This is a genomic window from Pseudomonas protegens CHA0 (assembly GCF_000397205.1).
Taxonomy (GTDB): domain Bacteria; phylum Pseudomonadota; class Gammaproteobacteria; order Pseudomonadales; family Pseudomonadaceae; genus Aquipseudomonas; species Aquipseudomonas protegens.
In genome coordinates, this window is record NC_021237.1 from 5,810,555 (window position 1) to 5,832,500 (window position 21,946).

The window sequence follows — 21,946 nt, forward strand, 5'->3', positions numbered from 1 at the left end:
CAGCGGGCCTGTGGATAACGGCCCGCCGGCCCAATCGCAGATTTATCCAGGGCCCAGACAGCCAGGCCGTGCCGCATTCCTGTAGCCTTTGCGTCATATTCGGTTGTTACCGTGCGACCGAAATACTTTGTAACGAATCCTCAGAGAGCCGAGCAAGGAGCCGACATGAGCGACGATACCGACCTGCGCGACACCCCCGAATCCGCCACCGACCAGCCTGCCGATACCAGCCGCCGCCGCTTCCTAGGCGGCGTTGCGGTTCTGGGGGTCGGCGCCACCCTGAGCGCCTGCGGCCAGCCCGGCGAGCCAGGAGGCAAACCGCCGGTGGAACGCCCCTTGTCCCCGGCCGAACTGGACAAGGCGCTGCAGGAGCAGGTGAAAAACGTAGTGGTACTGTTCGCCGAGAACCGCAGCTTCAACAACCTGTTCGCCAACTTTCCCGGGGTGGAGAAACCGCTCTCGGCCCTCAAGCCCGAAGACTTCCAGCAGCGCGACCGCGACGGCAACCTGTTGCAGAAACTGCCGCCGATCTGGGGCGGCATTCTCCAGGTGGGCCCGCAGACCTTGGACGGCATCACCTACCCGGTGGAAACCCAGTTCCAGGAAAACCTGCCCAATGCCCCCTTCGCCCTCAAGGGGCCCAGTGGCGAGGACCTGCCCCTGGGCCTGGTGACCCGCGACCTGTGGCACGTGTTCTACCAGAACCAGATGCAGATCAACGGCGGCAAGAACGACAGCTTCGTGGCCTGGGCCGACTCCGGCGCCCTGACCATGGGCCACTACGCCCAGACCCGCTACTCCCTGCGCCTGTGGGACGTGGCTCGGGAGTTCGTGCTCTGCGACAACTTCTTCCAGGGGGCATTCGGTGGCTCGTTCCTCAACCACCAGTACCTGATCAGCGCCAAGGTGCCGTTCTACCCCGATGCCGCCAACTCGGTGGCCAAGTCGCAGATCGCCACCCTGCAGGGCGACGACCCCAAGGGCACCCGCCTCAAGCCCCTGGACAAGTCCCCGGCCAGTGCCATGGACGGCGCTCCGCAGTTCGGTCCCAGCGCCCTGACCCCGGACGGTTACGCGGTCAATACCATGGCCCCGCCCTACTGGCCGACCTGGATCCGCGACCCGGAGCGCCCGGACTACGCCAAGCCGGACCTGCCCAGCGTACTGGTGCCTCAAACCCACGAACACATCGGCGACAAGCTGTCGAAGAAGAACGTCGACTGGGCCTGGTACGGCGGCGCCTGGCAGGCGACCCTGGAGCAGTTCAAGGATTCCGGCGGGATTCCCAAGATCCCCAACTTCCAGTACCACCACCAGCCCTTCAACTACTTCGTGCGCCAGGGCCCGGAAAACCCCGCCGAACGGGCCAAGCGCCTGCGGGACGGCGGCCTGGGGGACGAGTCGAGCACCAACAAGTTCTTCGCCGACGCCGAGGCCGGCAAGCTGCCGGCGGTGACCTTCTACAAGCCCCAGGGCAACCTCAACCTGCACGCCGGCTATGCCGATGTGGCCGCCGGCGACCGGCATATCGACCGGGCATTGAAAGTGCTGCGGGAAAGCCCGCAGTGGAAAAACATGGTGGTGATCGTCACCGTTGACGAAAACGGCGGCTGGTGGGACCACGTGGCACCGCCCCAGGGCGACCGCTGGGGCCCGGGCACGCGGATTCCGGCGCTGGTGGTATCGCCGTTCGCCCGCAAGGGCACGGTGGACCACACGGTCTACGACACCGCCTCGATCCTGCGGCTGATCACCCGGGTGTTCCAGCTGGAAACCCTGGACGGCATCAAGGAACGTGACCAGGCCATGATCGCCCGGGGCCAGAAGCCCATGGGCGACCTGACCAACGCCCTGCACTTCACGGCCTGACCCCGGCCGGGCCCGCAACGGGCCCACCTGCCACCGCAGAACCGAAACCCAAGCCCGGCTTCGGTTCTGCGGCACCGGCACAAATGATAGCCATATAACATCACCCACTTTACCCATCCACCCGGCGGGTAATATCCTGCGCACCACCTATTTGTTTCATCTGTTTTCCGATTGGAAAGGGAGTTCGTCGTCATGATCGTAGGTATCGACCTGGGGACCACCAACAGCCTGGTCGCGGTCTGGCGCGAAACCGCCAGCGAGCTGGTGCCCAATGCCCTGGGCGAACTGCTGACCCCCAGCGTGGTGGGCCTGGACGACGAAGGCCGGATCCTGGTGGGGCAAGCCGCCAGGGAGCGCCTGCACACGCACCCGCAGCTCACCACGGCGCTGTTCAAGCGCTACATGGGCAGCGCCACCGAAGTGCGCCTGGGGGAACGTACCTACCGCCCCGAAGAACTCTCGGCCCTGGTGCTCAAGAGCCTCAAGGAAGACGTTGAGCGGGCCTATGGCGAACCGGTGGAGGAAGCGGTGATCAGCGTGCCAGCCTACTTCAGCGATGCCCAGCGCAAGGCCACGCGGATTGCCGGCGAACTGGCCGGGCTCAAGGTGGAAAAACTGATCAACGAACCCACCGCGGCAGCCCTGGCCTACGGCCTGCACCAGCGTGACCGGGAAACCTCGTTCCTGGTCTTCGACCTCGGTGGCGGCACCTTCGACGTGTCGATTCTGGAGCTGTTCGACGGGGTCATGGAAGTCCGCGCCAGCGCCGGCGACAACTTCCTCGGCGGCGAGGACTTCGACAACCTGCTGCTGGAACACTTCCTCGAACAGCAGGCCCAGGCCGCGGGCTTTCCCGAACGCCAGAGCGTGCTCCAGGCACTGCGCCGGGAAGCCGAGCGCGTGCGCCGCGCCCTCGGCCAGGAGCCCAGTGCCGAATTCAGCCTGCGGGTCGATGGCCGGCAATGGACCCAGACCATCACCCAGGCGCAACTGGCCAGCCTCTATGCGCCGCTGCTGGAACGCCTGCGGGCGCCCATCGAACGCGCCCTGCGCGATGCACGGATCCGCGTCAGCGACCTGGATGAAATCCTCCTGGTGGGCGGCGCCACCCGCATGCCCCTGGTGCGCAAGCTGGCGGCCGGGCTGTTCGGGCGCTTTCCCTCCATCAGCCTCGATCCCGACCAAGTGGTGGCCCAGGGCGCGGCGGTCCAGGCGGCCCTCAAGGCACGCTCGGCGGCCCTGGAAGAAGTGGTGCTGACCGACGTCTGCTCCTACACCCTGGGGATCGAGACCTCCCAGCAATACGGCAACCAGATCGAGAGCGGGCACTACCTGCCGATCATCGAGCGCAACAGCGTGGTGCCGGTAAGCCGGGTCAAGACCGTGCAGACCTTGCATGACAACCAGGAGCAGGTGCTGCTGAAGATCTTCCAGGGCGAAAGCCGCCTGGTGCGCGACAACGTCGCCCTGGGCCAGCTGGAAATGCGCGTGCCCAAGCGCCCCGCCGGCGAAGTCTCGTTGGACGTGCGCTTCACCTACGACATCAACGGCCTGCTGGAAGCCCAGGTGAGCATCCCGCTGACCGGGGAAAGCCATTCCCTGGTGATCGAAAACAACCCCGGCGTGCTGACTCCGGAAGAAATCCAGGAGCGCCTCAAGGCCCTGGCGCAATTGAAGATTCACCCCCGCGACCAGCAGGTCAACACGCTGCTCAGCGCCCGACTGGAACGCCTGTATCAGGAGAGCCTGGGGGAGTTGCGCGAACAGATCGGCTATTGGGCCGGGCAATTCCAGCAAGTGCTGGAAACCCAGGACGAGCGCAAGATCCGCGAAGTGCGCAGCCAGCTCAGTGAACAGCTGCAACACCTGGAAAACGGCCACTGGCACTGAGGAGCGGCAACATGGATTGCTGGTCCCTGCTGGAGTTGCCCGAGGACGCCGACGAACGCAGCATCAAGCGCAGCTATGCCCGGCAGTTGAAGATCACCCGTCCGGACGAGGATGCCGAAGGCTTCCAGCGCCTGCGTGAAGCCTATGAGCGGGCGCTGCAACTGGCCCGCTGGCGGGAAGAGATCGCGGATGAAGTCGCGGTGATCCAGACCGCCTCCACTAAGGCACCGCCCCCGGACAACCTGCAGGCCTGGTCGGGCCTGATAGAGATGGACGTGGCCGCCCCGCGGCCAACGCCGAGGGGCCCTTCCCAGGCCCAGCAATGGGCCAGCCTGCTTGAAGACGTCCCCCTGTCCGTCGAACCGCTGGCGGACTGGGTCCCGCCCGCCCCGCAGGATCCCGCCCCCCTACCCGCTCCAGCCACTAGCGCATTGCCGCTGCTCAAGGGGCTGAGCGTAGAGAGCCTGCCAGAGCGCTGGCAACAGGCTCGGCTGCAGGGCTGCGAGGACGATTTCCTGCAGCGCCTGCTGGTGGCGTGCTGCGCCCACCCCGAGCAATACGCCGCGATCATCGGCTGGGCCGCCGAGCATCTGGACTGGCTGACACCCTGGCAACAACCGCCCATGGAGGCCTGGCAAGAGGCATTCCTGGTCAAGACGCTGTTGCAGGAATACCGCCGGACGCTGGAAGCGTTGCTGCAAGCCGGCCAGGAGCGGGCCTTCCTCGAACGCCTGACGAGCTACTGCGCACAACCCTGGCTGCGGATCTTCGATCATCGCCAGAACTGGCAGCATGAAATGCTGCAGTTGCTGCAGCAGCAAGCCTGGCAGGTACCCTTGTTCGATCGGGTATGCCAGTTGTTCGGCTGGGACGAAAGCCGTGGCAACACCCCTGAACCGGCGTGGCTCTGGCAGTCGCTGATCGAGCGCTGCCAGCAGGAGGCCTTCTATCAGAAGCTGCTGGCCAACGCCGGGGAACCCGGCGAAGCGACGCCGGACGTTGCCGCGGCTCGCCTGCTGCTGAACCCCATGCCTCGACGTCGTCAGGTCGCCCTGACCCGGCACTTCGAAGACGAACATTGGCAGGCCTGCATGGAGCTGTCGCAGACCCTGGCCTCACGTTTCCCGGCGCTGCTGGAGCGGCTGCCTCGCAGCGATGTGTTTTTCTGGCAGAACCTGATGCCGCGTCCGCAGGGCGTGGACAGCTGGATCAGGTCAGGGGTCGCCATGGGGCTGGCCCTGAGCCTGTACTTCATGAACAAGCCCCAACACAGCAAAGAACTTGCAGTGATGATGGGGCTGTTCTGTGGGGGTGTCCTGGCGATTTTCGGGCTGATCCTGCTCAACACCTGGGCCCCTGCGATCGCCCGCCTGCTGGCCATCGACCTGTGGTTGAGCGAGCGCCTGGTGCCCAAGCGCCTGAATCCGCACCAGCACTGGCTGGTGCTGCGCCACGGGGTGCCGCAAGCGGTCATGCTGGGCCTGTTCGGCTATTGGCTGGGGGCCCTGGGGATACTGGCCTACCTGGGCTTTGTGCTGATCGGCCTGCTGCATTCGCGGCGCATCGGCCAGCCGGACCCGGATTTCTGTGCCCGCAGCCCCTGGCTGGGCGCCTTGCACTGGAATCACTTCAGCCCCTGGCAGCCGATCTATCTGGTCGTCATGATCGTGGTCATCCGGGTCTGTCAGCTCCATGCCCCGGAGTTTCCCTGGACGCGCCTCATGCCTGGTTGAACCCTGCGCGGCCGGGGCAATGGATATTTTTTCACTCCCGGCTGTTTCTCCGCTCGGTGCTGTTTCAGTATGTCTTGCCCCCCTTCGAAGGGGTTCACGCTGAAAAGGATCTGAGCATGTTCAAATTCGCAGGAATGACCCTGGCGCTGACCGCTGCTGCCCTGAGCGCGACGGCACAGGCCGATGTCGAAGTCGATCTGGGCAGCCCCCAGCGCGTCACCCAACTCTTCGCCTACCCCAACAACTGCAACGTGATCTGCTATCGCAACTGGACCCTGGAGGAGACGGTGGCTCACTACCTGACCCAGAGCGTGCAGCGTGACGGCTACAGCGCTGCAAAAGTCAGTGTCAAGACCACCGGCGATAAGGTCCTGGCCTCCATCAGCGGTGTGCCGGACGGCTACGACAAGCCCCTGAGTGCCCTGCTGGATGCCGGCGACCTGGCCTACAAGGGCGCCAGCCAGCTCAATGCCGATGGCAAATGGGCCTACAGCTGGTACCTGTTCCTGCCCCTGGGCATGGCCCTGGAAAACCGCAAGAGCGTCGAGCTGCTGCACTTCCCGCCGGACTATTCATTGACCCAGGCCCAGGACTATCTGGAGTCGGCCACCACCGACCGCTGGGCAACCCTGTTGACGGCCAACGGCATCGCCGCCGAGCAGACCCCGGCCTACCAGACCATCGTCGACATCGCGCCGATTGCCGCGCCATCGAGTGCCGGCAAGGACCTGGAGGGGGTCTACAGCTACTTCAACAGCTACCAGACCAGCATGGTCAAGCAGGTCAGCCAGAGTACCAGCGGCGCGGCCCTGCCGATGGTGGCCTTCGGCGCACCGGTGCGCAATTGGCTCAAGCAGCAGTACGGGGTCACGGTGAATGTGCTGGGCCTGGCACAGATCAGCCCCAGCGAGGGGGTCAAGGTGCCGGTGCTGGGCTCCAACCACCCGAGCTATATCTGGTACGCGGCAGACCCGGCGAACTACGACGATGACCAGGCCAAGGCCGATGCCGCGGGGTTGAAAGTGATGGGCCAGGACCTGAGCGCGGCCTGCTGGCAGGCCGGCATGGGCAGCAAGCCGGGAACCGATCCCAGTACGCTGCTGAGCAGTTGCACCCAGACCTGGCAGGTGACGCAGAAAGTGCAGACCTGCGAGCTGTTCTACACCTCGGTGCGCAAGCTGAGCGAGCAGCAAGCCGCGGCCAAATGCACCAGTGCACCGGTCAAGACCCAGCTCAACCAGCTCAAGGCCCCGGCACCGGCGCCAAGCACCGAGGTACCGCACCTCTGAGCCGGCCGCTCAACCTGTAGCCGCTGCCGCAGGCTGCGATCGACCCGCAGGGTCGCGGTGCTCTGACAGAGCCCGCAAGCCTGCGCCCTATCGCCGCCTGCGGCCAGCGACGATCAGACCGCGCCCACCGGACGCAGCCGATACTGCGGCGGCAACTGCTCGAAGCCGCTGATGGTGGCGTTCAGGCTCTTCCAGCGACCGTCCTTGATGCCGTAGATGCAACCGTGGATCGACAGGCTCTGCCCGCGATGCCAGGCGTTCTGCACGATGCTGGTATGGCCGACGTTGGCCACCTGCTGGATCACGTTCAGTTCGCACAGACGGTCGACCCGCTCTTCTTCCGTGGGCAACTGCCCCAGCGCTTCACGGTGCTCGTAGTACAGGTCGCGGATCGAACGCAGCCAGCCGTCGATCAGGCCCAGCTGGCGATCCTGCATAGAGGCGCGCACGCCGCCACAGCCGTAGTGGCCGGTAACCAGGATGTGCTTGACCTTGAGTACATCCACCGCGTACTGGATCACCGACAGGCAATTGAGGTCGGTGTGCAGTACCACGTTGGCCACGTTGCGGTGCACGAACAGATCGCCCGGCAGCATGCCGACGATCTCGTTGGCCGGCACCCGCGCGTCCGAACAGCCGATCCACAGGTATTCCGGGGTCTGCTGGCGAGCCAGTTTGGAGAAGAAGTCCGGATCTTCCTGCTTGATCGCTTCAGCCCAACGCTCGTTGTTATCAATCAGATCTTGTAGTTCGTTCATGCTGTGAAGCCTCAAGAATGATGCGCTGCTTTGACAGACGGCCGCCCGTCGAGGTCACGCCTATTGCTACAGATACCGGCCATCCCTTGCGGGGGAATCTTCAGGGGCGTGCAAGGGTCCACCCTTTATCCAGTCCCGAAGTATGAGTAATCGCCATGAACGAATCACGACGCCCCTACAACGCCCCCCAGCCCGAGCCCATCGACGACGATCAGGACCGCATGGGCTCCATGGAGGAGCTGCATTTCGATGACGACGAACCCGCCGCCCGCGCCAGCAACCGCGTCACGGACGACGGTGCAAGCGATGATGACCTGAGCCCGGAAACCCTGATTCGCGAAGACGGCGCCCGCTCCGCCCATGAGGCCGGTGCCGACAAACCGGCCGATTGGGACCTGAGTATTGTCGAAGAAGAGAACATTGGTGGCGGCAATGGCCTGGATGAAGCCGAACTGGCCCGCCGCGACCCGCTGGACGGCAAGCCCTGAGCCCTGCACCGCATTCAATGACGCGCTCTCCCGCAGGAGCCGGCTTGCCGGCGAAGAGGCCCTCAAGCCGTGCATCGCCCCGAATGGCGCCTTCGCTGGCAAGCCAGATCCTACAGCGGCCCGCGTGCGGTTAGAGGCTCAGTCGACCAGCGTACAGGCCATGACCAGGGCGTCTTCGCGACCGCCTACCGCCGGGTAGTAGTCGCGGCGGCGCCCCACTTCATTGAAGCCATAACGCTCGTATAACCGATAGGCGGTCTGGTTGCTGGAGCGCACTTCCAGGAAACACTCCCGGGCGTCCTTCTGGTAGGCGCGCTTCATCAGCTCTTCCAGCAACCGCAGGCCCAGGCCGCGGCCCTGGCTTTCCGGCTTGACGGTGATGTTCAGCAGATGCGCTTCGTCGATGATCACCTGGATCACCCCGTGGCCCACTTGCTGGCTGCCTTCGAACATCAGCCAGACCTCGTAGGACTTGAAGGCATCCATGAAAATGCCCCGGGTCCAGGGGTGGCTGAACGCCGCATATTCGATTTTCAGGATGCTATCCAGGTCCGCTTCGGTGGCCAGGCGGAAGGTCAACGCGTCACTCATTGGTCATTTTGCTCATCAGTGCTTTTCCAGCGCGTCATCAAGCGACGCATGGCTTGCCAGACATCAGCCTTACGCTGTGGCTCTTCCATCAATAGTTCCAGGCCAGGCAGGGCCCAGGCCGAACCCAGGCCTTCGACCTGGAGTTCGCGGTTGTAGGATTCGGCATTCGCCTCGCCGGCAAATCGCACCGCCGGCAGGCCGATCAGCCACAGACAGACACAGGGTTCCTGCTCGATCCGCACGCCGACAAAGGCCTGGACGAAATCCCGCGCAGCCTCGGGGCCCTGGTCCAGGTTGCCCCGGGTCAGCATCGGCCAGCGCACCGGCTCGGCGAGGATCTGCGGGCTGTCCGGCAGGCCGGCGGCGCGCAGCATGTCCTTGAGCAACAGGTAGGCCGGGTCGCGGCTCTGGAAGGCTTCGCCTGTGGGTAACTCCACCAGCAGCAGGCAACGGCCGGCCCGCAGCAACTGCAAGGCAAAACGCGGCGGCGGTACCACCGGGGCCTTGACCACCGGGGCCGGGGCCTCTTCGCCCTCGGTCGGCGCCTTGCTGGCTGGGCGCGCAGGGGCGGTGGAGGGGCGCGGCACCTCGATCTTCGGCCGTTCGACGTTCCTTGCCGCCGGCGCCGCGGGGGCCTTGGCCTCGACCACAGGGGCAGGCGGCGCCTCCACCTCCGGTTCCGGCAGGGCCAGCAACTCGGGGCGCGAAGGGGCGGCAAAGGGCAATTCGCTGCGCGGCAGCCAACTGACCACCTGCATGGCGGACAGATAAGCGCGACGACGGGACTCGATAAGCAAAGGTCGGCCACTTGTGGATAACTGAGGAGGGGGATTCTACCGTCCTTCGCCGAAGATCGCCCGCAGTTGATTGCGCACAAAAGCGACTGTCCGTCTCATACCTGGACCTGGGGGTGAATCGTCAGCCCCCTGATGCAGTACAATCGCCGCTTTTCATTGCCAACCAGCCGGCCATTCCGATGATCGAACCCAAGCGCGTCTTGCGCGCCCTCGCCGAACACTGGGCACTTCTGGAGCCGCTGTGCGAGCACTTCGACCAAGGCACCCTGAGTCTTGCCGAACTGCGTTCACAGCTGTCTGCCCAACAACTGGACAGCACGCCCCAGGACATCACCCACCTGCTGGACGTATGGATACGCCTGGACATCCTGGTCCCGGTGGCGAAAAGCCCGAACCGTTTCGAGCTCAATGCGCAGATCCACGACTTCCTCGCCTACCTGCGCCGTGAGCACCGCCTGGGCCTGTGCCTGGAGATCGAAGCCTACCTGCGCCACCTCGAGCGCCTGGCCGGTTACATCCAGGACGCCTTCGACGTGCGCGACGGCAACGACCTGGCCCGTCAGCTGCGGCTGCTGGACATGCGCGTGCGCGATGTCCTGAAGAAGCTCGCCAACGACGAACAGGCCCTGGTCGCGGTGGCCGAGCGCGCCAAGACCAGCGACCGGCAGATCCCCCTGCGCCAGCGCTATGCCGAGGTGCTGGCCACCTGGGACGAATACGTTGAACCGATGATCCAGCTGGTGAACGCCGACGGCGCCTTCGAACAGGGCGTGCGCAAGGTGGAGAACGTCCTGCTGCGCATGCTCACCGAACAGCAGCGCCTGGGCCACCTGGTGGACGACGACATGCTGTTGCGCACCCACGCGCGGATCCTGGAAATGCAGACCAGCGCCCAGTTGACCCTGCGCCATGCCCGGGAACTGCTGCTGCCGCTGCGTGAGGAGGCGCGCCGTCATAACGCCGTGACCCGCGGCGCGGCCCTGGCCCTGTCGGCCATCCGCCGCAAGGGCATCGACGCCGTGCCCCAGGCCGCCATGCCGATGTTCACCCGTCCGCAAAGCACCTTCCTCGGCAGCTCCGGCCAGGTGGAAGCCTATGTCTACGCCCTGGCCCGCTTCGAACCCAAGCCCGCGCGCTTCCCCAAGGCCCACAAGACCCACAAGGGCGTGGCCCCCAAGGCGCCGCGCACCGTCCGCGAGATGCTCGAGCGCTGCGAAGACGCCCTGCCGATGCCGGACCTGATGAGCTGGCTGCTGGACCAGGAGCCCGATGGCGCCACCGACGAACTGCTGTACTGGTTCTCGCGCCTGTCCCGGGAAAAACGCTTCAAGCGCGAGCGCCTCGAACGCCGCGACTACCACACCCAGGAGCACCAGGTCAGCCTGCGCTCCTTCGCCCTGCTCTCGGCCCGCGATGACGCCGCCGAGCATTCTGCGAGCAACGCCAATGCATCTTGATCTTTCCGAACTGTCCCAGCTGGCGCCGATCTTCCGCGAGCTGTTCAAGGGTTACCACGTCAGCCGCCGCGACCCGGAGCTGTACGCCCAACTGTCGAATTTCCAGGACCAGTACCGCACCCTGTTCAAGGCCCTGGGCTTCGAGCTGGTGTGCGATACCCGCGGCTTCTACTACTTCGTGCCGGACAACGCCGCCGCCCAGGTGAACAAGACCGCCCAACGCCTGGCGCTGTTCACCTTCATCCTGGTGGAGCACCTGGCCGACCAGGGCCGCGACCCGATCGCCGTGCTCGACGGCGGCAGCCTGGGCCGCGACGAACTGCCGTCGCTGCTGGAAAAATACCGCGACCTGTTCATCCAGGCCGAAGTGCAGACCCAGGAAGAGCTGGAAGAGAAGATCATGCGCCGCATGACCCAGCTGGGTTTTGCCGCCGAGGAGCCGGGGATCTATCGCTTCCTGCCGCCGATGCACCGCTTCCTCGATGTCTGCCTGTCGGTGCAACAGGACCGCGACCTGGCCGCCAGCCTGCACAGCGTGCTGCCGTTGCCGACCCCGGTGCTGGTGGACAACGACAGCGACGAGAAACTGCTGCAGACCGATGACCCGCTGGACCTGAGCGAATTCGACGAGTCCGAAGAAAGTGAAGAAGACGCGCTGGCCCGAGCCATCGCCGAAGAACAGGAGCTCGACGCATGAGCAAGGAACGCTACGGCATCCGCCGCTTTGCCCTACTGAACACCGCCGGCTACAGCCTCGGCCTGTTCCCCCTGGAAGAGCCGCTGTCGGTCTACGGGGCCAACAACCTGGGCAAGTCGGCGTCGATCAACGCCCTGCAATTCCCGATTCTGGCGCGCATGTCGGACATGAGCTTCGGCAAGTACAGCCTGGAGCAATCCCGGCGCTTCTACTTCGCTTCCGACACCAGCTACATCCTGGTGGAGGTCTCGCTACCCCACGGCCCCCATGTGATCGGCGTGGTCGGGCGCGGCCCGGGCGGCGGTTTCGGCCACCAGTTCTTCGCCTACGCCGGCCAGCTGGACCTGGCGCATTACCAGAAGGACGACACCTGCCTGCGGCAGAAAGAGCTGTTCACCAACCTGGAGCGCCAGGGCCTCAAGGCCTATGAGCTCAAGCCCGATGAACTGCGGCGCCTGCTGGTGGGCGGCCACACCTCGATCCCCCTGGACCTGACCCTGATCCCGCTGCGCTCCACCAGCGAGCAGAGCCTGAAGACCTTCCGCGCGTTGTTCATCAACCTGCTGCACATGCGCGAAATCACCGCGGCCAAGCTCAAGCAGCTGTTCCTCGACGCCTTCGAGCACAGCCTGCGCTCCGGCAGCGTCGACTACATCGCCGCGTGCGACGAAGCTTTCCGCGACGTACGACGCATGGAGCAGGACTACAACTCCCTGGTGGCCGCCGGCCCCCTGGTGGAGGCCCTGGCCAACGGCGTGAAGCAGCGGGACATTCTGCGGGGCAAACTGCATCGCCTGTCACCGTTGCTGGACTCGCTGCTGGGCACCTGGTCGGACTACGCCGGCGCCCGCAAGGAAGAGCTGACCATCCAGGCCGAACATTACCGCAACGAGCAGGACGCGCTGCAGAACGACCAGCGCAGCAGCACCCAGGAAATGATGCGCCTGGAGCGGGAAATCACCGGCACCCAGCGCTGGCTCGGCGAACTGTCGGTGCTCAAGCACCGCTTCGCCCTGGTGGATGACGTCAAGGTCCTGGAACAGCAACTGCTGGCGGCCAAGGATGCCCACGATGAACTGGCCGGCGCCCTGGCCCAGTCCCGGCAATTCTCCGCCGAAGACCTGGAAGAGCGCCTGCGGGACCTGGAAAAACGTCTGAAGTCGGTCAAGCAGCAACTCGATCACGCTGACAACAACAGCTATGCCCGCCTGCGCGAGGAGTTCTCCCAGCAGGACGTGGAGCGCCTGATGCGCCTGTTCAACAGCGCGCTGTTCAGCCTGCCCCTGGGCGAGCACGGCATCGCCCTGGACGACAACGGCGAGTGGGTGAAGTCGGTGGAGCTGATCCTCGATGGCTTCAAGGGCGAGCGTTTCGAAGTGCCGGGGCTGTCCATCGACATCTCCCACATCGAGCCGCCAGCCCTGCAGGCCCTGGCTGACCGCGCCGCCCTGCGGGATCAGAAAGAGCGCCTGGAAAAAGAGCTCAAGCAGCTCAAGACCCAAGCTGCCGTGGCTGCAGACCGCGCCGCGAGCAAGACCCAGACCGAAGCCCTGTACCAGCAGGTACTGGATGCGCAGAAGGCCCTGGAAGACTTCCGCCGTGCCCAGACCCTGAGCGCCGAGGAAGGTGAGAAGCTGGAACAGCTGGCGCAGATGGAAGCGGCCCAGGACGAACTCAAGCGCTCCAGTGACGCCTTCACCGAACGCGTCCAGCAACTGTCGGCCAAGCTGCAACTGGTGGGCCGGCAGATTGCCGACATGGAAGCCAAGCAGCGCACCCTCGACGACGCCCTGCGTCGCCGTCAGTTGCTGCCGGCGGACCTGCCGTTCGGCACGCCGTTCATGGACCCGGTGGACGACTCCATGGACAACCTGCTGCCATTGCTCAACGACTACCAGGACAGCTGGCAGGGCTTGCAGCGGGTCGACGGGCAGATCGAGGCGCTGTATGCCCAGGTGCGCCTCAAGGGCGTGGCCAAGTTCGACAGTGAGGATGACGTAGAGCGGCGCCTGCAGCTGCTGATCAACGCCTATGCCCACCGCACCGACGAAGCCCTGACCCTGGGCAAGGCGCGCCGCGCCGCGGTCACCGATATCGCCCGGACCCTGCGCAATATCCGCAGCGACTACGACAGCCTGGAACACCAACTGGCGCTGTTCAACCGCGAGATCAACAAGCGCCAGGTGTCCAACCTGCAGAGCTTCCGCATCGTCCTGGCGCCGAACAAGGAAGCCCTCAAGCACATCGACCAGATCATCCACAGCGCCGGGCAATACGAAGAAGGCGAGACCCTGTCGGTGTTCGACCTGAGCCAGAGCGCGGAGCAGGACAACAAGAACGAAGAAGCCAAGGAGTACCTGGCGCGGCTGGTGGCGGCCAACCACAACCAGCTGGGCCTCAAGGACCTGTTCGAACTGGCGTTCGAGATCACCAAGGTCAACGGCCAGCCGGTCATCCACACCGACATCGATGGCGCGGCGTCCAACGGCACCACCATGACCATCAAGGCTCTGACCAACATGTACCTGTTGCTGCACTTGATGGACCGCGACCAGGCCGGGCGCATCCGCCTGCCTTACTACCTCGACGAGGCGGCGGACATCGACGAGCGCAACCAGGCGGCGCTGCTGGAAACCAGCCTGCAACTGGGCTTCGTGCCAATCCTGGCAAGTGTGAAGCCCCAGGTTTCGGCCCAGGTGGCCATCGACCTGGAAGGTGGCAGCGGACCGAACGGCATCTACATCGACGAGGCCGACTGGAAGTTCATCCGTCGTCACGATCAGGTCAAGGCCGTGCTGAACGCAGAGCCGGAAGCAGAAGCGGAGCTGGACGAAGTCTGATTTCGTAACGCTGCAACGAAAAAGGCCGCGCTCTTCCGAGCGCGGCCTTTTTTATGGGAAAGCTGTTGTAGGAGCTGGCTTGCCAGCGAAGGCGTCCTCTGGCGCGACGCAGGGCTGAGGGCCTCTTCGCCGGCAAGCCGGCTCCTACAAGAAGGTTATTTGCCCAGGGGGATCTTCGGTGCCCAGGTCAGCCATTCCTCTTCGAACTTGTCGAACAGCGGGAAGGTCTGCTGAGGCCGCGCCGGGTTGCCCATGCGCTCGCCATCCGGCGTCGCGAAGGCAATCCCCCCCTGGATCAGGGTCTCCAGGGATTCGGTACGCACCGTCGCCCCTTTGAACAGGCCGAAGTCGACACCAAATCCACTGCTGTTCCAGAAGCGCGTACCACTGCGAACCAGCGGTGCGTACTTGGGTTCGATGAGGATGTGGATCAGTACGCGATCGGCCGTCTGGCCCAGCTCGTAACCGGTCACCTTGCCCACCGCCACTTCGCGGTAGGTTACCGGCACTCCGACTTTCAGCGAGCCACGCCGAGCAGCGCTCAACACCAGGCTCAGGCCGGCTTCCTGAACGCTGGCTTCCGGCGGTTGCGGCAAGGCGACAAAACTGGTCTGCACGCCCTGGCTCTTCGTCGCAGGCTGGACCTCGATGTATTGGCCGGTGACCAGGGTTTCCAGGTTCGAGGTCTTCATCAGGCCCAACTCCGGCTTGACCACCCAGAACTGGCTGCCGACCCGGGCGATGCGCTCGGGCACTTCGGTGATCCGCGCCTTGAGCATGACCGATTGCATGTCGGCGCTGAGGGTCACTTCTTCCAGCTTGCCCACGTCCAGGCCCTTGAAGCGTACAGGCGTGCCGGCCCGCAAGCCGTCGGCGCGATCAACCTTGATGCTCACCAGGGTGCCGCGCTGCGCCGCCTCCTCCTGGCTGGCGAACAGGCGGAAACGTGGAATGCGCTTTTTCAGCGGCACGTTGGGCAGCGGGGTCTCGAAGGCGATGCCACCCGCCATCAGGCTTTGCAGCGACTCGCTCTTGATCTGGATACCACCGCTCAGGCCCCCGGTCAGGGTGATGCCACTGACGTTCCAGAAGCGCGTCGAACCGTTGACCAGGCCTTCATATTCCTTCTCGATGTGGACGCCGATCACCAGTTGCTTGCGGGTGTGGGAGAACTGGTAGCTCTGCACCGACCCGACCTTGACCTGTTTATAGAGAATCGGGCTGCCGACATCCAGGGACCCCAGGTTGTCGGTGAACAGCACCATGTGCAGGCCGGGGGCACGCAGGTCCAGCGGCGGGGCCTTGGCCCGGGCCTCGAACTCGCGCTGGGGCGCGGCGCCCTTGTCGCCGGGACGGATAGCGATGTAGTTACCCTTGACCAGGGCCTCAAGACCGGTGATGCCGGCCAGGGAGATCGAAGGCTTGACGGTCCAGAACTGGGTGCCCTGGACCAGGTAATCCTCGGCCAGGGGATCGAGAGTCAGCTCGGCGGTGGCGCTGCTCAGGTCGGAGTCGACCTTCAGGGCCTTCAGGCTGCCCACCTGGATGCCCTTGTACATCACCGGGGTGCGCCCGGCCTGCAGGCCTTCGAAATCGGTGAGCTTGACCTTGACGCGGATCCCGGCCTGGGCGGCGTCAAAGTCCTCATACAGACGGAACGGCAGGCTTGGGTCGGTGGGCGGGCTGTCCTTGCGATTCTCCGGCGTGGCAAAGGCGATCCCCCCGGCGACGATGCTGGACAGGGACTCGCTGCGTACTTTTACCCCGGACAGGTTGGCGTCGATGCTGATGCCGCTGGCGTTCCAGAAACGTGTGTGTTTGCGCACCAGATTGGCATAGGTGGGCTCGATATAGACCTTGAGCTCCACCGTGTTCTGGTCTTCGGAGAGCAGGAAGCTCTTGATCTGGCCAACCTGGATCTGCTTGTAGAACACCGGGCTGCCACGGTTCAGCGACCCCAGGCGCTCGGCCTTGATGGTCAGGTGCAGGCCCGGTTTGGCATCAGATAAAGGAGGCTCCTCGGCCAGGGCCTTGAACTTGCGACTAGGCTCACCATCCCCGGGGCTGACGGCGATGTAGTTGCCCGAGACCAGAGTTTCCAGGCCTGTGATCCCGGCCAGGCTGACACTGGGTTTGACCAGCCAGAAGCGCGTGTTGGTCTTCAGGTACTGCTCGACGTCCTTGTTCATCTCGACCGAGGCAATCACTCCCTTGGAGTTGCCCTCATCGTCCAGAGCCAGGGTCTTGACCTTACCTACGGGCATGCCCTTGTAGACCACTTCAGTCTTGTTGGCCTGGATCCCCTCGCCGCTTTCAAAGCGCAACTGGATCTCGATACCGGTCTGGCTGTAGGCACGCCAGCCCAGCCAGCCGCCGATGATCAGGGCAATCAGGGGCAATACCCAGATAGCCGACCAGTTGGAGGCCGGGCGGGTTTTGGCGGTAGGCAAATCACTCATGGTCGTCGTCCGACTCCGTGTTATCCCAGATCAGTCGGGGATCGAAAGTTACTGCAGCCAGCATGGTCAGGATCACCACGCTGGCAAAGGCGACCGCACCGAGATTGGCCTCGATACTGGCCAGCCGGCCAAAGTTGACCACCGCCACCAGGATGGCGATGACAAAGATATCCAGCATCGACCAGCGGCCGATGAACTCGATAAAGCGGTACATGATGATCCGCTGTCGGGCAGAGAGCGGCTGGTGACGCTGCACCGAAAACAACAGTAAGGCAATGCCCACCAGCTTGAAGGTGGGCACCAGGATACTGGCGACGAACACCACCGCAGCGATGGGAAACATGCCGTGCTGCACCAGCTGGATGACCCCGGACATGATGGTGCTGGGGTCACCCTGGCCCAGGGAACTGACGGTCATGATCGGCAGCACGTTGGCCGGGATGTAGAGGATCGCGGCGGTGAGCAGCAACGCCCAGGTGCGCAGTATGCTATTGGGGCGACGAGGATGAACCATGGCCCCGCAGCGAGTGCAGGTCTGCTCTTCGCTGTCAGCCTCCTGCCGATTCAACTCGTGGCATTCAGTACAGATCAGAATGCCTGCCTCAATCGCCCGCATGTATGTCCTCTCCCGATAACGCTTGCCAGATCTGGTGAGGCGACATCACCACCTCCAGCCAGACCTGCACCAACAACAGACTGATAAAACACACCAGGCCCAGGCCCACGGTAATGGATGCCATGTCGGCCAACTTGACGATGGCCACCAGCACCCCCATCAGGTAGACCTCGAGCATGCCCCAGTCGCGCAGATGGTGATAAATGCGATAGAGCAGCAAGCCGTAACTGCGGCCGATGTCCCAACGAATACTCAGCAGGACTAAAAGCTGGCAAATCAACTTGAGCAGGGGAATGCCCATGCTGCACAGGAACACCACCACCGCCACGCCTTCCATACCGGTGTCGAACAGCCCCTGCACACCGCTCCAGACCGTGTCTTCGGAAGACTGTCCCAGGAGATTGAGCTGCATGATGGGTAGAAAGTTCGCCGGCACATATAGCAACAAGGCCGCGATCACCAGGGCCAGGCTGCGTTCGACCACATTGTGCCGGTGCGCGTAGAGCTCATAGCCACAACGCGGGCACTGGGCTTTCTCACCGAGGGCGAGCTTGGGCTTGCGCATCAGCAAGTCGCATTCATGGCAGGCAACCAGGTCGTCCAGTGGTAATTCTGACAACCCGGGGGCGTCAACCGGTTCTGGCATAGAAGGCTCTGGGAGTGGAGAAAGTAACGGTTATTCTAGTGTTCCAATCCGAAAATAACTGTGCAAATTTGTTTGCGAATAAGAGCAAATTTTCCACGCGCAAAAACAAAACCCCAACTGCATGCGCAGTTGGGGTTTCGGAATTTAATCTTGACGATGACCTACTCTCACATGGGGAAACCCCACACTACCATCGGCGATGCATCGTTTCACTTCTGAGTTCGGGATGGGATCAGGTGGTTCCAACGCTCTATGGTCGTCAAGAAATTCGGTAGCCAGTCCGTTGCTTGTGCAACGTGCCAGCGAATGGGTATGTAATAGATTTGTGTGTTCGCAAACTTTCGGTTTGTATCGTCTTCACACACCGCAACTCGCTTCTTAAGCAAATTGCTTGGGTGTTATATGGTCAAGCCTCACGGGCAATTAGTATTGGTTAGCTCAACGCCTCACAGCGCTTACACACCCAACCTATCAACGTCGTAGTCTTCGACGGCCCTTTAGGGAACTCAAGGTTCCAGTGAGATCTCATCTTGAGGCAAGTTTCCCGCTTAGATGCTTTCAGCGGTTATCTTTTCCGAACATAGCTACCCGGCAATGCCACTGGCGTGACAACCGGAACACCAGAGGTTCGTCCACTCCGGTCCTCTCGTACTAGGAGCAGCCCCTCTCAAATCTCAAACGTCCACGGCAGATAGGGACCGAACTGTCTCACGACGTTCTAAACCCAGCTCGCGTACCACTTTAAATGGCGAACAGCCATACCCTTGGGACCGGCTTCAGCCCCAGGATGTGATGAGCCGACATCGAGGTGCCAAACACCGCCGTCGATATGAACTCTTGGGCGGTATCAGCCTGTTATCCCCGGAGTACCTTTTATCCGTTGAGCGATGGCCCTTCCATACAGAACCACCGGATCACTAAGACCTACTTTCGTACCTGCTCGACGTGTCTGTCTCGCAGTCAAGCGCGCTTTTGCCTTTATACTCTACGACCGATTTCCGACCGGTCTGAGCGCACCTTCGTACTCCTCCGTTACTCTTTAGGAGGAGACCGCCCCAGTCAAACTACCCACCATACACTGTCCTCGATCCGGATAACGGACCTGAGTTAGAACCTCAAAGTTGCCAGGGTGGTATTTCAAGGATGGCTCCACGCAAACTGGCGTTCACGCTTCAAAGCCTCCCACCTATCCTACACAAGCAAATTCAAAGTCCAGTGCAAAGCTATAGTAAAGGTTCACGGGGTCTTTCCGTCTAGCCGCGGATACACTGCATCTTCACAGCGATTTCAATTTCACTGAGTCTCGGGTGGAGACAGCGCCGCCATCGTTACGCCATTCGTGCAGGTCGGAACTTACCCGACAAGGAATTTCGCTACCTTAGGACCGTTATAGTTACGGCCGCCGTTTACCGGGGCTTCGATCAAGAGCTTCGCGTTAGCTAACCCCATCAATTAACCTTCCGGCACCGGGCAGGCGTCACACCCTATACGTCCACTTTCGTGTTTGCAGAGTGCTGTGTTTTTAATAAACAGTCGCAGCGGCCTGGTATCTTCGACCGGCATGAGCTTACGGAGCAAGTCCTTCACCCTCACCGGCGCACCTTCTCCCGAAGTTACGGTGCCATTTTGCCTAGTTCCTTCACCCGAGTTCTCTCAAGCGCCTTGGTATTCTCTACCCAACCACCTGTGTCGGTTTGGGGTACGGTTCCTAGTTATCTGAAGCTTAGAAGCTTTTCTTGGAAGCATGGCATCAACCACTTCGTCACCTAAAAGGTAACTCGTCATCAGCTCTCGGCCTTAGAACCCCGGATTTACCTAAGATTCCAGCCTACCACCTTAAACTTGGACAACCAACGCCAAGCTGGCCTAGCCTTCTCCGTCCCTCCATCGCAATAACTAGAAGTACAGGAATATTAACCTGTTTTCCATCGACTACGCTTTTCAGCCTCGCCTTAGGGACCGACTAACCCTGCGTCGATTAACGTTGCGCAGGAAACCTTGGTCTTTCGGCGTGGGTGTTTTTCACACCCATTGTCGTTACTCATGTCAGCATTCGCACTTCTGATACCTCCAGCAAGCTTCTCAACTCACCTTCACAGGCTTACAGAACGCTCCTCTACCGCATCACTTACGTGATACCCGTAGCTTCGGTGTATGGTTTGAGCCCCGTTACATCTTCCGCGCAGGCCGACTCGACTAGTGAGCTATTACGCTTTCTTTAAAGGGTGGCTGCTTCTAAGCCAACCTCCTAGCTGTCTAAGCCTTCCCACATCGTTTCCCACTTAACCATAACTTTGGGACCTTAGCTGACGGTCTGGGTTGTTTCCCTTTTCACGACGGACGTTAGCACCCGCCGTGTGTCTCCCATGCTCGGCACTTGTAGGTATTCGGAGTTTGCATCGGTTTGGTAAGTCGGGATGACCCCCTAGCCGAAACAGTGCTCTACCCCCTACAGTGATACATGAGGCGCTACCTAAATAGCTTTCGAGGAGAACCAGCTATCTCCGAGCTTGATTAGCCTTTCACTCCGATCCACAGGTCATCCGCTAACTTTTCAACGGTAGTCGGTTCGGTCCTCCAGTCAGTGTTACCTAACCTTCAACCTGCCCATGGATAGATCGCCCGGTTTCGGGTCTATTCCCAGCGACTAGACGCCCTATTAAGACTCGCTTTCGCTACGCCTCCCCTATTCGGTTAAGCTTGCCACTGAAAATAAGTCGCTGACCCATTATACAAAAGGTACGCAGTCACAGAACAAAGTCTGCTCCCACTGCTTGTACGCATACGGTTTCAGGATCTATTTCACTCCCCTCTCCGGGGTTCTTTTCGCCTTTCCCTCACGGTACTAGTTCACTATCGGTCAGTCAGTAGTATTTAGCCTTGGAGGATGGTCCCCCCATATTCAGACAAGGTTTCTCGTGCCCCGTCCTACTCGATTTCATGACTAAGAGATTTTCGCGTACAGGGCTATCACCCACTATGGCCGCACTTTCCAGAGCGTTCCGCTAATCTCAAAGCCACTTAAGGGCTAGTCCCCGTTCGCTCGCCACTACTAAGGGAATCTCGGTTGATTTCTTTTCCTCAGGGTACTTAGATGTTTCAGTTCCCCTGGTTCGCCTCTTGCACCTATGTATTCAGTACAAGATAACCATCTTATGATGGCTGGGTTCCCCCATTCAGAGATCTCCGGATCAAAGTCTGTTTGCCGACTCCCCGAAGCTTATCGCAGGCTACCACGTCTTTCATCGCCTCTGACTGCCAAGGCATCCACCGTATGCGCTTCTTCACTTGACCATATAACCCCAAGCAATCTGGTTATACTATGAAGACGACATTCGCCGAAAATTTGCATTCTTAATTAAAAGAGAACTCACAAATTTTACCTTAGCCTGATCCGTTACCAGTGAAAGTAACGTTCAGTCTATCTTTCTATCACATACCCAAATTTTTAAAGAACGATCTAATCAAAAGACTAGAAATCAACATTCAAAGTGAATGCTCATTTCTAAGCTTTCAGAAGCAGTTTATGGTGGAGCCAAGCGGGATCGAACCGCTGACCTCCTGCGTGCAAGGCAGGCGCTCTCCCAGCTGAGCTATGGCCCCATAACAAAATTGGTGGGTCTGGGCAGATTCGAACTGCCGACCTCACCCTTATCAGGGGTGCGCTCTAACCAACTGAGCTACAGACCCAATTTCGAGCTTGTAACTGTTAGCTTGGAGCTATCAGCTTGGAGCTTAAAGCTGCTTCTATCGTCTTCTTCAATGAATCAAGCAATTCGTGTGGGAGCTTATGAAGCAGCTGATGTCGTCGATTAA

At 61.8% G+C, this 21,946-nt stretch carries 14 protein-coding genes, 2 tRNA genes and 3 rRNA genes (1 of these 19 only partly in view); 8 read left to right on the top strand and 11 right to left on the bottom strand.

Annotation, left to right across the window (positions count from 1 at the left end):
- Positions 1-165: 165 nt before the first annotated feature.
- From PFLCHA0_RS25940 to PFLCHA0_RS25955, 4 genes are all read left to right on the top strand, one after another.
- Positions 166-1,869, top strand: a complete 1,704-nt coding sequence (locus PFLCHA0_RS25940; protein ID WP_015637036.1) for an acid phosphatase — start codon at positions 166-168, stop codon at positions 1,867-1,869.
- A 192-nt stretch (positions 1,870-2,061) separates the two neighbouring features.
- Positions 2,062-3,759 (top strand): molecular chaperone HscC, encoded by a 1,698-nt coding sequence (locus PFLCHA0_RS25945; RefSeq protein ID WP_011063474.1) that lies wholly within the window; start codon positions 2,062-2,064, stop codon positions 3,757-3,759.
- A gap of 11 nt (positions 3,760-3,770) precedes the next feature.
- Positions 3,771-5,492, top strand: coding sequence for a J domain-containing protein (locus tag PFLCHA0_RS25950; RefSeq protein ID WP_015637037.1), 1,722 nt, complete (start codon positions 3,771-3,773; stop codon positions 5,490-5,492).
- A gap of 116 nt (positions 5,493-5,608) precedes the next feature.
- Positions 5,609-6,781 carry a hypothetical protein gene (locus PFLCHA0_RS25955; RefSeq protein ID WP_015637038.1) on the top strand — a complete coding sequence of 391 codons (1,173 nt, stop codon included), beginning with the start codon at positions 5,609-5,611 and terminating at the stop codon, positions 6,779-6,781.
- A 113-nt stretch (positions 6,782-6,894) separates the two neighbouring features.
- Here the strand turns inward: PFLCHA0_RS25955 and can are convergent, their stop codons facing one another.
- Complete coding sequence (can, locus tag PFLCHA0_RS25960) at positions 6,895-7,539, bottom strand: carbonate dehydratase (RefSeq protein WP_011063477.1); 645 nt, start codon at positions 7,537-7,539, stop codon at positions 6,895-6,897.
- A 155-nt stretch (positions 7,540-7,694) separates the two neighbouring features.
- Between can and PFLCHA0_RS25965 the strand changes: the two genes are divergently transcribed.
- Complete coding sequence (locus PFLCHA0_RS25965; protein WP_011063478.1) at positions 7,695-8,027, top strand: hypothetical protein; 333 nt, start codon at positions 7,695-7,697, stop codon at positions 8,025-8,027.
- Positions 8,028-8,165: 138 nt separating this feature from the next.
- On the opposite strand, the gene rimI is transcribed toward PFLCHA0_RS25965, so the two are convergent.
- Together rimI and PFLCHA0_RS25975 are read right to left on the bottom strand one after the other, a co-directional pair.
- The gene (rimI, locus tag PFLCHA0_RS25970; RefSeq protein WP_011063479.1) at positions 8,166-8,618 is read right to left on the bottom strand and encodes a ribosomal protein S18-alanine N-acetyltransferase; all 453 of its coding nucleotides are present in this window, start codon (positions 8,616-8,618) and stop codon (positions 8,166-8,168) included.
- Positions 8,615-9,415, bottom strand: a complete 801-nt coding sequence (locus tag PFLCHA0_RS25975) for a hypothetical protein (RefSeq protein WP_015637039.1) — start codon at positions 9,413-9,415, stop codon at positions 8,615-8,617. The genes rimI and PFLCHA0_RS25975 overlap by 4 nt, the downstream gene beginning before the upstream one ends.
- Positions 9,416-9,594: 179 nt before the next feature.
- Between PFLCHA0_RS25975 and mksB the strand changes: the two genes are divergently transcribed.
- The 3 genes from mksB to mksF are packed head-to-tail and all read left to right on the top strand — an operon-like array spanning position 9,595 to position 14,409.
- Complete coding sequence (mksB, locus tag PFLCHA0_RS25980; protein WP_041120711.1) at positions 9,595-10,872, top strand: Mks condensin complex protein MksB; 1,278 nt, start codon at positions 9,595-9,597, stop codon at positions 10,870-10,872.
- Positions 10,862-11,569, top strand: a complete 708-nt coding sequence (gene mksE, locus PFLCHA0_RS25985; RefSeq protein ID WP_015637041.1) for an Mks condensin complex protein MksE — start codon at positions 10,862-10,864, stop codon at positions 11,567-11,569. The genes mksB and mksE overlap by 11 nt, the downstream gene beginning before the upstream one ends.
- Positions 11,566-14,409 carry an Mks condensin complex protein MksF gene (mksF, locus tag PFLCHA0_RS25990; RefSeq protein WP_015637042.1) on the top strand — a complete coding sequence of 948 codons (2,844 nt, stop codon included), beginning with the start codon at positions 11,566-11,568 and terminating at the stop codon, positions 14,407-14,409. Before mksE ends, mksF begins: the two co-directional genes overlap by 4 nt.
- 155 nt (positions 14,410-14,564) lie before the next feature.
- On the opposite strand, the gene PFLCHA0_RS25995 is transcribed toward mksF, so the two are convergent.
- The 8 genes from PFLCHA0_RS25995 to PFLCHA0_RS26030 form a co-directional block, all read right to left on the bottom strand.
- Positions 14,565-16,868 (bottom strand): PqiB family protein, encoded by a 2,304-nt coding sequence (locus tag PFLCHA0_RS25995; protein WP_015637043.1) that lies wholly within the window; start codon positions 16,866-16,868, stop codon positions 14,565-14,567.
- Positions 16,861-17,484 carry a paraquat-inducible protein A gene (locus PFLCHA0_RS26000; RefSeq protein WP_015637044.1) on the bottom strand — a complete coding sequence of 208 codons (624 nt, stop codon included), beginning with the start codon at positions 17,482-17,484 and terminating at the stop codon, positions 16,861-16,863. Before PFLCHA0_RS26000 ends, PFLCHA0_RS25995 begins: the two co-directional genes overlap by 8 nt.
- Complete coding sequence (locus PFLCHA0_RS26005) at positions 17,471-18,130, bottom strand: paraquat-inducible protein A (protein ID WP_015637045.1); 660 nt, start codon at positions 18,128-18,130, stop codon at positions 17,471-17,473. Before PFLCHA0_RS26005 ends, PFLCHA0_RS26000 begins: the two co-directional genes overlap by 14 nt.
- 148 nt (positions 18,131-18,278) lie before the next feature.
- A 5S ribosomal RNA gene (gene rrf / locus PFLCHA0_RS26010) occupies positions 18,279-18,394 on the bottom strand.
- Positions 18,395-18,532: 138 nt separating this feature from the next.
- Positions 18,533-21,424 (bottom strand): 23S ribosomal RNA (locus PFLCHA0_RS26015).
- A 233-nt stretch (positions 21,425-21,657) separates the two neighbouring features.
- Positions 21,658-21,733, bottom strand: a tRNA-Ala gene (locus tag PFLCHA0_RS26020).
- 10 nt (positions 21,734-21,743) lie between these two features.
- Positions 21,744-21,820 (bottom strand) — tRNA-Ile (locus PFLCHA0_RS26025).
- Positions 21,821-21,943: 123 nt separating this feature from the next.
- Positions 21,944-21,946 (bottom strand): 16S ribosomal RNA (locus PFLCHA0_RS26030) (it continues 1,536 nt past the right edge of the window).
- The 16S, 23S and 5S rRNA genes sit together here with 2 tRNA genes alongside, the layout of an rRNA operon.

Coding starts and splice junctions, on each gene's coding strand:
- PFLCHA0_RS25965 (WP_011063478.1), top strand. CDS start 7,695: ATGAACGAATCACGACGCCCCTACAACGCCCCCCAGCCCGAGCCCATC.
- PFLCHA0_RS25995 (WP_015637043.1), bottom strand. CDS start 16,868: ATGAGTGATTTGCCTACCGCCAAAACCCGCCCGGCCTCCAACTGGTCG.
- mksF (WP_015637042.1), top strand. CDS start 11,566: ATGAGCAAGGAACGCTACGGCATCCGCCGCTTTGCCCTACTGAACACC.
- PFLCHA0_RS25945 (WP_011063474.1), top strand. CDS start 2,062: ATGATCGTAGGTATCGACCTGGGGACCACCAACAGCCTGGTCGCGGTC.
- mksB (WP_041120711.1), top strand. CDS start 9,595: ATGATCGAACCCAAGCGCGTCTTGCGCGCCCTCGCCGAACACTGGGCA.
- PFLCHA0_RS25955 (WP_015637038.1), top strand. CDS start 5,609: ATGTTCAAATTCGCAGGAATGACCCTGGCGCTGACCGCTGCTGCCCTG.
- PFLCHA0_RS25940 (WP_015637036.1), top strand. CDS start 166: ATGAGCGACGATACCGACCTGCGCGACACCCCCGAATCCGCCACCGAC.
- PFLCHA0_RS26005 (WP_015637045.1), bottom strand. CDS start 18,130: ATGCCAGAACCGGTTGACGCCCCCGGGTTGTCAGAATTACCACTGGAC.
- PFLCHA0_RS26000 (WP_015637044.1), bottom strand. CDS start 17,484: ATGCGGGCGATTGAGGCAGGCATTCTGATCTGTACTGAATGCCACGAG.
- PFLCHA0_RS25950 (WP_015637037.1), top strand. CDS start 3,771: ATGGATTGCTGGTCCCTGCTGGAGTTGCCCGAGGACGCCGACGAACGC.
- can (WP_011063477.1), bottom strand. CDS start 7,539: ATGAACGAACTACAAGATCTGATTGATAACAACGAGCGTTGGGCTGAA.
- rimI (WP_011063479.1), bottom strand. CDS start 8,618: ATGAGTGACGCGTTGACCTTCCGCCTGGCCACCGAAGCGGACCTGGAT.
- mksE (WP_015637041.1), top strand. CDS start 10,862: ATGCATCTTGATCTTTCCGAACTGTCCCAGCTGGCGCCGATCTTCCGC.